At 27.6% G+C, this 12,337-nt stretch carries 16 protein-coding genes; 6 read left to right on the top strand and 10 right to left on the bottom strand.

Annotated features, from left to right (window positions below; translation table 11 throughout):
• Positions 1-25: 25 nt before the first annotated feature.
• Positions 26-643, bottom strand: a complete 618-nt coding sequence (gene coaE, locus ACRYA_RS09625) for a dephospho-CoA kinase (RefSeq protein ID WP_370684713.1) — start codon at positions 641-643, stop codon at positions 26-28.
• The gene (locus tag ACRYA_RS09620; protein WP_105916974.1) at positions 630-1,178 is read right to left on the bottom strand and encodes a class I SAM-dependent methyltransferase; all 549 of its coding nucleotides are present in this window, start codon (positions 1,176-1,178) and stop codon (positions 630-632) included. The genes coaE and ACRYA_RS09620 overlap by 14 nt, the downstream gene beginning before the upstream one ends.
• 96 nt (positions 1,179-1,274) lie before the next feature.
• Between ACRYA_RS09620 and purM the strand changes: the two genes are divergently transcribed.
• Positions 1,275-2,270, top strand: coding sequence for a phosphoribosylformylglycinamidine cyclo-ligase (gene purM, locus ACRYA_RS09615; protein ID WP_105916973.1), 996 nt, complete (start codon positions 1,275-1,277; stop codon positions 2,268-2,270).
• A 34-nt stretch (positions 2,271-2,304) separates the two neighbouring features.
• On the opposite strand, the gene ACRYA_RS09610 is transcribed toward purM, so the two are convergent.
• The 7 genes from ACRYA_RS09610 to ACRYA_RS09580 are packed head-to-tail and all read right to left on the bottom strand — an operon-like array spanning position 2,305 to position 6,731.
• Entirely contained in the window at positions 2,305-3,330 is a 1,026-nt protein-coding gene (locus ACRYA_RS09610) for a glyceraldehyde 3-phosphate dehydrogenase NAD-binding domain-containing protein (RefSeq protein WP_105916972.1), read from the bottom strand.
• 15 nt (positions 3,331-3,345) lie between these two features.
• Positions 3,346-3,537 carry a YwbE family protein gene (locus tag ACRYA_RS09605; protein ID WP_105916971.1) on the bottom strand — a complete coding sequence of 64 codons (192 nt, stop codon included), beginning with the start codon at positions 3,535-3,537 and terminating at the stop codon, positions 3,346-3,348.
• A gap of 56 nt (positions 3,538-3,593) precedes the next feature.
• Positions 3,594-4,286, bottom strand: coding sequence for a pirin family protein (locus tag ACRYA_RS09600; protein WP_105916970.1), 693 nt, complete (start codon positions 4,284-4,286; stop codon positions 3,594-3,596).
• Positions 4,283-5,059 carry a DODA-type extradiol aromatic ring-opening family dioxygenase gene (locus ACRYA_RS09595; protein ID WP_105916969.1) on the bottom strand — a complete coding sequence of 259 codons (777 nt, stop codon included), beginning with the start codon at positions 5,057-5,059 and terminating at the stop codon, positions 4,283-4,285. The genes ACRYA_RS09600 and ACRYA_RS09595 overlap by 4 nt, the downstream gene beginning before the upstream one ends.
• An 18-nt stretch (positions 5,060-5,077) precedes the next feature.
• Entirely contained in the window at positions 5,078-5,629 is a 552-nt protein-coding gene (locus ACRYA_RS09590) for a YceI family protein (RefSeq protein WP_105916968.1), read from the bottom strand.
• A 2-nt stretch (positions 5,630-5,631) separates the two neighbouring features.
• Complete coding sequence (locus ACRYA_RS09585; protein ID WP_105916967.1) at positions 5,632-6,090, bottom strand: MarR family winged helix-turn-helix transcriptional regulator; 459 nt, start codon at positions 6,088-6,090, stop codon at positions 5,632-5,634.
• A 50-nt stretch (positions 6,091-6,140) separates the two neighbouring features.
• The gene (locus tag ACRYA_RS09580; protein WP_105916966.1) at positions 6,141-6,731 is read right to left on the bottom strand and encodes a YceI family protein; all 591 of its coding nucleotides are present in this window, start codon (positions 6,729-6,731) and stop codon (positions 6,141-6,143) included.
• Between the two features lie 128 nt (positions 6,732-6,859).
• On the opposite strand from ACRYA_RS09580, the gene ACRYA_RS09575 reads away from it, so the two are divergent.
• The 5 genes from ACRYA_RS09575 to ACRYA_RS09555 are packed head-to-tail and all read left to right on the top strand — an operon-like array spanning position 6,860 to position 11,720.
• A complete protein-coding gene (locus ACRYA_RS09575) occupies positions 6,860-7,966 on the top strand; it encodes a pyridoxal-phosphate-dependent aminotransferase family protein (RefSeq protein ID WP_105916965.1) in 1,107 nt (368 codons plus the stop codon).
• 6 nt (positions 7,967-7,972) lie between these two features.
• Positions 7,973-8,818 (top strand): ATP phosphoribosyltransferase regulatory subunit, encoded by an 846-nt coding sequence (locus ACRYA_RS09570; RefSeq protein ID WP_105916964.1) that lies wholly within the window; start codon positions 7,973-7,975, stop codon positions 8,816-8,818.
• Position 8,819: 1 nt separating this feature from the next.
• Positions 8,820-10,070 (top strand): adenylosuccinate synthase, encoded by a 1,251-nt coding sequence (locus ACRYA_RS09565; RefSeq protein ID WP_105916963.1) that lies wholly within the window; start codon positions 8,820-8,822, stop codon positions 10,068-10,070.
• Position 10,071: 1 nt separating this feature from the next.
• Positions 10,072-10,623 (top strand): DUF507 family protein, encoded by a 552-nt coding sequence (locus tag ACRYA_RS09560; protein ID WP_105916962.1) that lies wholly within the window; start codon positions 10,072-10,074, stop codon positions 10,621-10,623.
• Complete coding sequence (locus ACRYA_RS09555; protein WP_105916961.1) at positions 10,623-11,720, top strand: carbamoyl phosphate synthase small subunit; 1,098 nt, start codon at positions 10,623-10,625, stop codon at positions 11,718-11,720. The genes ACRYA_RS09560 and ACRYA_RS09555 overlap by 1 nt, the downstream gene beginning before the upstream one ends.
• Positions 11,721-11,774: 54 nt before the next feature.
• Here the strand turns inward: ACRYA_RS09555 and ACRYA_RS09550 are convergent, their stop codons facing one another.
• The gene (locus tag ACRYA_RS09550; protein WP_105916960.1) at positions 11,775-12,335 is read right to left on the bottom strand and encodes an aminotransferase class IV family protein; all 561 of its coding nucleotides are present in this window, start codon (positions 12,333-12,335) and stop codon (positions 11,775-11,777) included.
• Between the last annotated feature and the right edge of the window lie 2 nt (positions 12,336-12,337).

Raw genomic sequence — 12,337 nt, 5'->3', positions numbered from 1 at the left:
AATTAGCTCCTAATAAAAGTGGGAGCTAATTTAATACCTTTGATATTAAATCTTCTACTTCATTTTGAAGATGTTTTAAATCTTTAGAGTTATCTATTATATATGTACCCAAAGCTTTTTTTTCTTCAATATCCATCTGGTTTGAAATTTTCAAGATAGCCTCTTCTTTTGTAATATTATCTCTATTTTGCAACCTTTTTATTTGTAAATCTTTTGGAGTATAAATAACAATTGATTTAGAAATAGGGTAATGCATCTTTTCAAAAAACAGAGGAATATCAACAATATAAGGTTTATTTTGTTCTTCAAAAACTTTTGCTTCTTTTTCAATTTCATCAAAAATTAGTGGATGAAGTAGTTCTTCAAGTTTTAGTTTATTTACTTCATTTGAGAATATTATTTTACCTAACTCTTTTCTTAAAACTTTTCCATTTTCAACATATTGTTTTCCAAAAAGTTGTTCTATTTTTTGACTATTTTCATCTAATAGTTTATGAGCTATTTTATCAGCATCTATTATTAGAAAACCATGAAGTTTCAGAAGGTTGCAAACTGTACTTTTTCCAGTTGCAATTCCTCCTGTAAGTGCAATTGCATTTTTAAAACTATCTTCTTGTGATTGCTTCATACTATCTTTTTGCAATACCCGTTAAATCTTTATGTTGTTTTGCTGGAAAAACAAAAGAAGCTGTATGAATTTCGCTTGAATAATATTCTAAATCATCAAGAAAATCTGCTCTTTGAAGATTTAAGTCAGCCGTTGGGTGATATTTTTTTGAAGCAAGTATTGAAGCTTGATGCCCAAATCTATAAGGCATTGCTATCCAAAATTTCTCACCTACTAGCTTTAAATCATCAATTAATCTATTGTCATCTCTTGAAAAAACTTTTGAAGAAAATGCAATAAGTCCATCATCTTTTAAAATATCAAAAAGCTTTCCTACAATTTTTATATCTAGTTTTGTATTTGGTAAAATTACTACATCGTAAGATTTGTTTTCAATGTTTTCTAAATCGTTTAGTTCAATAAATTTGTAATTAGACTCTTTTTTATGTCTATCAAGTTCATTTGTTAAATCAATATTTCCTTGTGATACTACTAAAATATCTTTAGCAAGTTTATGTGTGCAAAGCGGTATATGTACCATCATTTCACTAAATGCAATATTATCTTTCATTTTTGAATTCCTTAAAATTTATAAATAGTTTGCTATAATACCGAAAAATTTTTAATAAATCTTAAGATTTAAGAATATTACGAAAAAAGGTAAAAAATGGCAACAGTTAGTTACAAAGATGCAGGAGTTGATATAGATGCAGGAAATCAGTTTGTAGAAAATATCAAACCTTATGTAAAATCTACAATGATTCCTGGAGTTCTTGGAGGAATTGGTTCTTTTGCTGGTGCTTTTGAACTTCCAAGTGGTTACAAAAAACCTGTTATTTTAGCTGGAACAGATGGTGTTGGAACAAAATTAAAATTAGCAATAGATGCTAAAAAATTTGACACTGTCGGTATTGATTTAGTTGCTATGTGTACAAATGATTTACTTTGTAACTTTGGAGAGCCACTATTTTTCCTTGATTATTATGCAACTGCAAAACTTGAAGTTGAAGAAGCAACTCAAGTAGTTAAGGGAATTGCTGAAGGTTGTATTAGAAGTGAGTGTGCATTAATTGGTGGAGAGACTGCTGAAATGCCAGGAATGTACAAAGAGGGTGATTTCGATTTAGCTGGTTTTTGTGTAGGAATTGCTGAAAAAGATGAACTAGATCGTGTTTCAAGAGTAAAAGCAGGAGATGTTTTAATTGCATTTCCAAGTTCTGGAGTTCACTCAAATGGATTTAGCTTGGTTCGAAAACTTCTTTTAGAAAAATTAGGAATGAGTTTAGAAGATGATTTCCAAGGAAAAAAATTAAAAGATGTTTTACTTGAGCCAACAAGAATTTATGTAAAAGAGTTCAAAGCTAACAAAGATAAAATAAATGGTTTAGCACATATTACTGGTGGTGGAATTACTGAAAATTTACCTAGAGTTTTACCAGAAAATTTAACAGCAGTTGTAGATAGAAGTAAAATCAAAGTATTACCAATATTTGAATTTATGAGTAAACATGTAGAGCAACAAGAGATGTATAGAACATTTAATATGGGTGTTGGAATGATACTTGTAGTAAATCCTTCAAATGTAGATTCTATTTTATCTTCAACTGATGGTTATGTAATTGGTGAGTTAAAATCAGGTGAGAGAAAAGTAGAGTTTATATAAAACTCTCTTTTAAGCTAAAGGCTAGATTTTTTATCTAGCCTTTTTTTATATCTATATATTTTAAAATCTCAACAACTTTTGAAGCATATCCCCACTCATTATCATACCAAAGAAGAAGTTTTATCATATTTTGTTTAACTTCCAAAAATCTATGATCTATTATAGTTGTAAAATTCTCTTTTTTAAAATCACTTGAAACAAGTGCTTCAAAATTATTTAAAACTATTGGAAATTTTTGATTTTTTTCAAATTCTAAAAAAAGATTTTTTATCTCATCTTTACTTGAAATCTCTTTTGTGAAAAGTGTTACATTAATTGCACCCACTGTATCTGTTGGAACTCTTAGAGAATTTGAGCTTATCAAATTTGAATTAAACTTTTCTAATACAAAAGAGCAAGCTTTTATAGTAGTTGTTTGACTTGGAATTATATTTTGAGTTGAACTTCTTCCAAATTCAAAGTTTAAATCAACATCTCTTGTTGCACTTTGAACAAAACTTCCATCTAAAACTCTTTGATGATTTAAAAGTGGATGAATAGTCACAATATCACCGCAAATAATCTCTTTTTTATCATCTATTAACTTTAAAGCAGGCAGAAGTGCTGTTGCATTACAAGAGCTTGTAGATATTATTTTATGATTTTTAAAATCAAGTTTATCTTCATTTACACCCAAAACTATATTTATATCAGCATCTTTTTGAGGATGAGTTAAAATTATTTTATCTACTTTTAATTCTCTTAATAGACTTAAATCTGTTTTTTGACCACTTGCATCAATTAAAATATCAATACAATCTAAATTTAATTCAGAGATATCTTTATAGTTTGTAATTTTGATTTTTTGTTTTCTATTTTGAATATAAGAGTTTTCTATAACTTTAAATTTATCATTTAGTTTTCCATATGTTGAATCATAGTTTATAGAGTAAACTATATTTTCAAGTGATGGATTTATCTCATTTATAACAACAACTTCAAAATTTTCTTCATCTAAAAGCTGTTTTAAAATTGATTTACCAATTCTACCAGCTCCATTTAAAAGAACTTTTATACTCATAATTTAATCTTTTTTTTAAAGTATCTCTTGAACACGACCAACATCTCCATTTTGTAATCTTACTTTTATTCCATGTGGATGAGTTGGAGAATTTGTTAAAATATCTTTTACAACTCCTTGAGTTAGTTTGCCTGTTCTTTGATCTGCTTTTAATACAATATTTACTTTTAAACCTACTTTTACATCAAACCTTTTTTTTGGATCCATATTTACTTCTTTCTATATAAACTACATAAATTTATTGAAGTATAGTAAAAAATATATTATTTTTTCATTTCTATAAATAAAATATGGCTTTTTGAAATAGGATTGATTACTATTTTATCTTCATTTGTAATCTCCATTGCATCACCAAAATCCAAAGTAGTTCCATTGATATTTGAGCTTCCTTCAATTTGTACAAAATAGATTTGTTTACCTTCTTTTATTTTAAATTCTAGTTCTTTATCAAATTCACTAACATAAATATTTACATCTTGATAGATTTTAATAGCACTATTTCCATCTTGACTTGACACAATATTTAAAAATTTATTATCTCTATCTTCTTGTTTATATTTATGAGAACCATAAAGTCTAGGAAGTCCTTTTTTAGGAGGGAAAACCCAAATTTGTAGAAGTCTTAAATCAGAAGATGATTCATTGTTTTCACTATGAAATATACCATCTCCAGCACTTAAATATTGAACTTCTCCTCTTCCTAGAGTTTCACTATTTCCCATAGAGTCTTTATGAGTAATTTCGCCATCTACAATATATGTGATAATTTCCATATTGTCATGAGGATGCATATCAAATCCACTCTTAGGTTTTACAATATCATCATTTAAAACTCTTAAAACTCCAAAGTGCATATTTGCTGGATTTCTATAATCTGCAAAACTAAAGTGAAAACGACTTTGCAACCAACCAAGATTTGATTCTCCCATATTCTGTTTTGGTAATTTTTTTATCATTTTTCTACCTCTTTTTCATCAAAAATAAAACTTTCCATAGAGATATTTGAATATAACATCTCACTATTAAATGACTTTCCTTTTTTATTGTTAGCACTTCCAAAAGCTAAAAGTAAAGGTATAAAATGTTCTGTTGTTGGGTGATTTTTATAGAAATTTGTATTTTTGGTTATATTTTTTAGCTCTTCAACTTTTCCATTTTCTACAATATCTTTAATCGTATCATTAAACTCTTTTGCATAATTTTTTGTATCTTCATATCCCATTTCACTTAAATTGTGAGTAACTCCACCACTAAAAACAAGTAAAGCATCATCTTTAAATATTTTTAGTTTTTCACCTAATTTTAAAAACTCAGGAATTGTGTAAGATATTGGAATACTAAGCTGAATTACAGGAATTTCAAGTTTTTCATATATCAAAGATAAAACACTCCAAACACCATGGTCATAACTAGTACGACTTTCATCTATTCTTATATCAATATCTTGATTTTTTAATTTCTCTATTAGATTGTTTGTTAAATTTAAATCACTTTTTATATTGTATTTAAACTCATATAACCCTTTTTCAAAACCGTAAAAATCATACATAATACTATTTGAAATTGGATTTATCACTTTTAAATTTTTGGTTACATAGTGTGCTGATACTATAATAATATACTTTGGTGTATCCAAAATCTTTTTTAGATTTTGAATACTTTTTTTAGATTTTAAATCACTAAAAATAATATTTGGTGCTCCATGAGAAATAAATAAAGATGGATTCATAATATTATTTGACTAAAATTAATTAGCCAAATTTCCTTCAATATCAATATTTAATTTCACTTCATCACTAACAGCAACTCCACCTGTTTCTAAAATTTTATTCCAAGTTACACCAAATTCACTTCTATTTATTTTTCCAGTTAATGAAAAACCTGATTTTTTACCTAATGCTCCACCATTTTCAAGATTTAATTTAATATTTTTTGTAACACCTTTTATAGTTAAATCACCATAAACTGTATCTTTTTCTACTTTAGTAGATTTAAAACTGATTTTTGGGAATTTTGCAATATCTAAAATATCATCAGCTTTTAGATGAGCATCTCTTTTTTCATCAGCTGTATCAATAGAAGCAACATTTAATTCACCTTGAACGCTTAATAAAGTATTTGCTTTTTCATCATATTCATAAGTTCCAGATATATCTTTTATTTTTCCAACAACATTTGTAACCATCATATGTTTTACTGAAAAACCAGCAGTCGAGTGTGATGTATCTACACTATAAGTTCCAGCAAATAAAGAACTTGCTGCAAATATACTTAATAATCCTAAAGTAATCTTTTTCATTTTTAATCCTTTTTTTCTTTGTAAATTTTATTTAATAAATCATATAAAGTTTTTAGTTCATCATCATTTAAAATATCTAAAAACTCATTTAGATTTCTAGCATGATTTGGAAAAATCTCTTGCATTATCAAACTTCCTTTGGAAGTTATTGATAAAATTGAAGATCTATTGTCATTTGGGTCTTTTTTTGACTCAATTAGTCCATCTCTATTTAGATTTTTAATAACAACAGTTGTATTTCCTGGAGTTCCCATAATAAGTTTTGTAATTGAACTTATATTTAGGTCACCTTTGTGGTATAAAACTTCTAAAACTTTGAATTGATTAAATGTAAGGGTATGTTTTGACAAAAAAAGTTCTGTTTTGTTATTTAAAATATGAGCAACTCTTAAGAGCCTCATAACTGTTTTCATTGACTTGTCAGCTTTTTCGCCATAAGATTTTAAACTTTTTTCGTTCATAAAAACTCCTTAAGCGAAATTATACTACTAATTAGTATTAAAAGTCAATACTATTTTTTTGTTTTCTCTTTTGTGTGTTGAAAAATTAAATCATTTTGTAAAGAAGCTTGCATATTTATAGTTACTTTAATATCATTTGATACAGCACTACTTCCAAAATCTTCTAAAACATCCCAAAACAAATCAAAGTAACTTCTTTTTAAAGTTGTACTCATTGTTACATAAAGTTTATCAAGAAAAATACCACTATTTTCAATATCAAACTCAATATTTCTTTTTACACCATTTATTTTAATATCTCCAAAAACTTTATTATCAGTTATTTTTTCTGCTGTAAATTCAATTTCTGGGTATTTTTTGCTATTTAAAATTTTTTCGCTTATTATTAAAGAAGTTAACTCGCCACTTTGAGTTGTTACTGAGTCTGTATTTACAGAACCTTTTATTGATTTTATTATATTTTCTTTTTCATCAAAAATTATCAATCCACTAATATCTTGAAAGCTTCCATCAACTATATTTGTTTTTTTGTATGTTAGTTGAAAATTTGCTTTTGAATTTTTACTATTTACAACAAACTCTTTTGCGAAAAGAAAAGGAGTTAATAGTAGTATTGAGAATAAGATTTTTGTTGCTTTCATTTTTTACCTTATAAAATTAGTCGTGCAATTATATCTAATAAAATATATTTTAACCATTTAATAATCTTTTTTTAGCTAAAATATTCCGTTTTACTGAAATATGAAATATTTAAATAAGGATAATTAATATGTTATTAACACCAGGACCAACTCCTGTACCAGAATTTGCAAGAAAAGCTATGAGTGATATTACGATGCATCATAGAACAAAAGAGTTTGAAGCAATTTTTGAGAAAACTAGAAATCTTTTAATCGAAATTTATAATATGCCAGAAGTTTTAATGTTAGCTTCAAGTGGAACTGGAGCTATGGAAGCTTGTATCACTAATTTTACTAGAAAAAAAGCACTTACAATTAACTCTGGAAAGTTTGGAGAGAGATTTGGAAAGATCTGTAAGGCTTTTAATATTGAATATACTGAATTAAAAAATGAGTGGAATACACCTGTTAGCGTTGAAGATGTAATAAATACAATAAAAAATGATTCAAGTATTGATGCTATATTTATTCAAGTATGTGAAAGTGCTGGAGGATTGAGACATCCTGTTGAAGAAATAGCAAAAGAAGTTAAAAAAATAAACTCAGAAATAATAGTTGTAGCAGATGGAATTACAGCTTTGGGTGTTGAAAAAATCGATGTTACAAATATTGATGCACTTATTACTGGAAGTCAAAAAGCATTTATGCTTCCTCCTGGACTTGCAATGATTGGATTATCACAAAAAGCAGTTGAAAAAATAGAAGAAAAATCAGCTGGGTATTATTTTAATCTTGCAACGGAATTAAAAAATCAAAGAAAAAATACAACAGCTTGGACAGCTGCAACTACATTGATTATGGGCTTAGAAGCTATTTTAGTTGAATTAAAAAAAGTAGGATTTGATAATTTATATAATAAAACAGCTCTAAGAGCAAAAGCGACTCAAGAAGCATTAAAAGCTATTGGTTTTGAAATATATCCAAAAACTCCAGCAAATGCTATGACAACAGTATATACAGAACAATCAAATGAGATTAGAAAAATTTTGAAAAATAAATATAATGTTGATATCGCTGGTGGGCAAGATCATTTATCTGGAAAAATTTTTAGAATTAATCACATGGGATTAGTTGAAGATTTTGAAGCTTCTTGGGCTGTAAATGCGATTGAGTTAGTTATGGATGAGTTAAATATTAGAACATTTGATGGGACTGCAAACAGAGTTTTTGCACAAACATTTTATAAAGGAAATTAATCAAATATGATTTTTGAACACGAAATTCCAAAAGGTAGCAGACTTTATTTTGGTAAAACAGCAAAAGCAAAAAGAGTTTTAGAAAATAGTGTTTGTGAAATTTTGGAGAAAAATGGATTTGAAGAGATTCTAACTCCAAATTTTTCATATTCTCAGCATCAATCTATTGAAGATAATAAAAAACTAATAAAATTTTCAGATGAAGAAAATGAACAAGTTTCTTTAAGAGCTGATTCTACTTTAGATGTTGTAAGAATTATTACAAAAAGATTAGGAAGAGCTACAAACCATAGAAAATGGTTTTATGTGCAACCTATTTTTTCTTATCCATCAAAAGAGGATTACCAAATTGGTTGTGAATGGATAGAGCACAATAATATATCTGATATTATGAATTTAACAGCAGATATTTTAAGAGCTATAAAAATAGAGCCAATTTTACAAATATCAAATATAAATATACCAAAATTAATAAGTACAGAGTTAAATATTAGTATTGATATCCTTAAAAATGGTGAAATATCTGAACTTTTAAAGTTAAATTGTGATTGGTTAAATAGCCTTTTGAGAGTAAAAGATATAAAAAGCTTAGAAAGTATTATAGAAGTAGTACCAAATATTTTAAAAAAAGAGCTAGAGACTCTTTTGGAAAAATCAAGAGAGGTGAATTACTCAAATATTATTATTGCACCTATGTATTATGGAAGTTTAAAATACTATAATGGTGTTTATTATAGAGTAATAGATAAAAATTTAGTTTTATGTAGAGGTGGAATGTACGAGACTGATGGAATTAGCTCTCTAGGTTTTGCGCTATACACAGATAATTTATTAAAAATGTTAGAGGGATAAAATGAAAGCAGATGTAATAGTTGGAATTCAATGGGGAGATGAAGGCAAGGGTAAAATAGTTGATATGCTTGCTCAAAAGTATGATATGGTTTGTAGAAGTCAAGGTGGACATAATGCTGGTCATACAATTTGGGTTGATGGTGTAAAATATGTACTTCAGTTAATTCCTTCAGGAATTTTAAATCCGAAAGCTATAAATATTATTGGAAATGGAGTTGTTGTATCTCCTTCAAATATATTAAAAGAGATGAGTCAATTTGGAAGCTTAGTTGGAAGATTGTATATTTCTGATAAAGCTCATTTAAACTTACCATTTCATGCTTTAATTGATCAAGCAAAAGAGAGATTAAAAGGTGAAAAAGCTATTGGAACAACAGGAAAAGGAATAGGACCAACATACTCTGAAAAGGTAAGTCGTAATGGCTTTAGAGCAGGAGATTTATTAAATCCTTCAAAACTATGTGATGATATTTTGGAATATTTTGAACAAAATAGAGCTATCTTTGATGTTTTAGATATTAAAACACCTACAAAAATTGAACTTTTAAATGAGCTTGAAGATTATAGTTCTAAACTAGCACCATATATTACAAATACTACAAACATGGTTTGGAAAGCACTTGATAACAACAAAAAAGTTTTACTTGAAGGAGCACAAGGAACTCTTCTTGATATTGATCATGGAACATATCCTTATGTTACATCTTCAAGTACAGTTAGTGGTGGAGCTTGTACAGGTTTGGGATTAAACCCAAAAGATATTGGAGATATAACAGGAATAGTAAAAGCTTACTGTACAAGAGTTGGGAATGGTCCATTTCCAACAGAAGATTTCACTGATTATGGAAAAACTATGGGTGAAGTTGGAAAAGAGTTTGGAGCAGTAACTGGAAGAAAAAGAAGATGTGGTTGGTTTGATGCCGTTGCAGTTAGATATGCAAGTAGATTGAATGGTTGTGATAAATTGGCACTTATGAAGCTAGATGTTTTAGATGGTTTTGATAAAATTAAAGTTTGTGTGGCATATTATTATAATGGAGAGAAAATAGATTATATGCCATCAAATATGGATAATGTAGAAGCTATTTATGAAGAAATAGATGGTTGGGATAGCGTTGTTGGAATTAGAAAATATGAAGATTTACCAATAAATGCAAAAAAATATATAGAAAAAATTGAAGAGATAACAAATGTAAAGGTTGGAATAATTTCAACTTCACCAGAACGAGATGATACAATTTTAAGGGGATAAAATGAGATTAAAGCTACACCAAACTACATACCTTTCAAGAAGAATTACGAGAGATTTAATCACTTGTGATTTCATAGAAGCAAGAAAAGACAAATCTAGTATAGAAGAGCAAGTTGAAAGAATTTTAGATGAAGATATTCTTAAAGAGCAATCTTTGGATGAAAAAGTAGAAGAGATTTTAGATTCTCAAACAGACGAAATTGAGTATCTAAATGCTGATAGAAGGCAACTTTTCTGGATGACAAAAAAAAGACTTGCAAATGATTTTGGAGTTATTTTAAACAATGAAGATAGATTCTCTGATATTGCTCACAAAATATTAGATTATCTATGGGAGGAGGATTATATACATTTTACTTGTTCAGATAACCAAATAAAAAATGTGATATTTGGTTCTTTGGATGATTTCATTAAAGGGTTTGAAAAAGCAGATGGTGAAGTATTAGCTAAACTTAAAAATTATAAAAGAAAGCTAATTCCAGGTACTGAGGACTATGATTTGGTTTATCATAGACTTTATGAAGAAGAGTTAATAAAAAGAGGATTAATTTGATGCAAAAAGTATATATTTATTTAGAAAACGGGATATTTTTAGAGGCAAACTCTTTTGGTGCAGATACAACTGCTGTTGGAAAACTGGTTTATAATAACTCAACATTTGGACAACAAGAGATTATTACAGACCCTTCAAATAATGGCTTATTTATCAATTTTACAGCTGTAGAAATAGGAAATACAGGTGCAAATAGAGTTGATATGGAAAGTTCTAAAGCTCATGCAAAAGGTATAATTGTGAGAAATTATCATGATTTTTATTCAAACTATAGAGCCGATATGAGTCTAAAAGATTTTTTAATAGAGCAAAATGTTGTTGGAATTTGTGATATTGATACAAGATTCTTGACAAAAATCGTAAGAGAAGAGGGAAGTATGATGATGATTGCATCTACACAAATCTCTTCAAAAGATGAACTAGCAAAAAAATTAAGTGAAGCAAAAAAATATGATGAAATCAATTTTGTAAAAGAGAGCTCAACAAAAGAGGCTTATATTCATAAATCAGGTGTTTGGAATCATGAAACTGGAGAGTATAATAAAGCACAAATGAGTGATAAAAAAGTTCTAGTAATTGATTATGGAGTTAAAAAGTCATTTTTAAATGAACTTGTTGAGTTAGGATTTGAAGTTGAAGTAGTTCCCTCTTCTACAAAGGCAGAAGATATAATCAACAACTTTAAAGCAGGTAAAATAAGTGGAGTAGTTTTAAGTAGTGGTGCTGGAAATCCAAATATTTTAACTGATGAAATAGCTGAAATAAAAATATTAATAGATGAAAATATTCCAATGCTTGCAGTTGGTTTAGGACACTACTTACTTGCACTTGCAAGTGGTGTAAAAGTAGATAAGATTAAATCTATTAAATATGGAAGCCACCCTATTAGAGGTGAGAAAACTGTAGAGATTTGTAGTATAAATGGTGATTTTAAGATAAGCGAAGATATTAAAAATATTGCAGATGTAACTCATATTAAAGTATTTAATGATACTGCTGCTGCTTTAAAATATAAAAATAAGAATGAAATAAGTAGTGAATTTACACCAACTTCAAACTCTAGTATTTGTAAAGAGTTTTCTCAAATGGCAAAATAGAGTTTAAAAATATCTCTGAGGCTTTGCCTCAGTAATAAAATAAGTCTACTTTGCCTAATCTTCTATTCTAAAATCTTTTATCTCATAAAAATCTATCATAGCATTCATAAGTGCAATTTTAGAACTATTTTTTAGCATATCCAAGCTTATATCTTTTTCAAGTATCTCTTTTTTTTCAATCAATTTTGCTCTTGAAGTTCCTTCAAGTAAGCAATTCTTTGATGTAATCCAAACTCCATCATAAAATATAGCTATATTTGCAATTGTTGTATCCGTAACTATTCCATTTTTTACAATAATTATCTCATCGCAACTATCTTTTTTAAAAAATAGCTCATCTAGTTTATCTCTATTTAGATATTTTTTTGAGTAATCTAAACCGTTATCAACTACTATTTTAAAGCTTTTTATCTCTCTTCTTTGATAAGGAAAATAATCTACACTTAAAATCTCATCTTTGTTGTAAACTATTTTACATCTCAAAAGTTCATTTGTTGGTGGATTTATATACTCTTGTAAATCAAAATTTTTCCCAATAGTTTTTGCAACTCTTTTTTGATGATACTCTAAATTAAAAATCTCAAAATCATTACATTTTATTGTTTCAAAAAACATAT

This window comes from Aliarcobacter cryaerophilus ATCC 43158 (assembly GCF_003660105.1).
Taxonomy (GTDB): domain Bacteria; phylum Campylobacterota; class Campylobacteria; order Campylobacterales; family Arcobacteraceae; genus Aliarcobacter; species Aliarcobacter cryaerophilus.
This window is presented reverse-complemented; position numbering and strand designations above follow the sequence as displayed.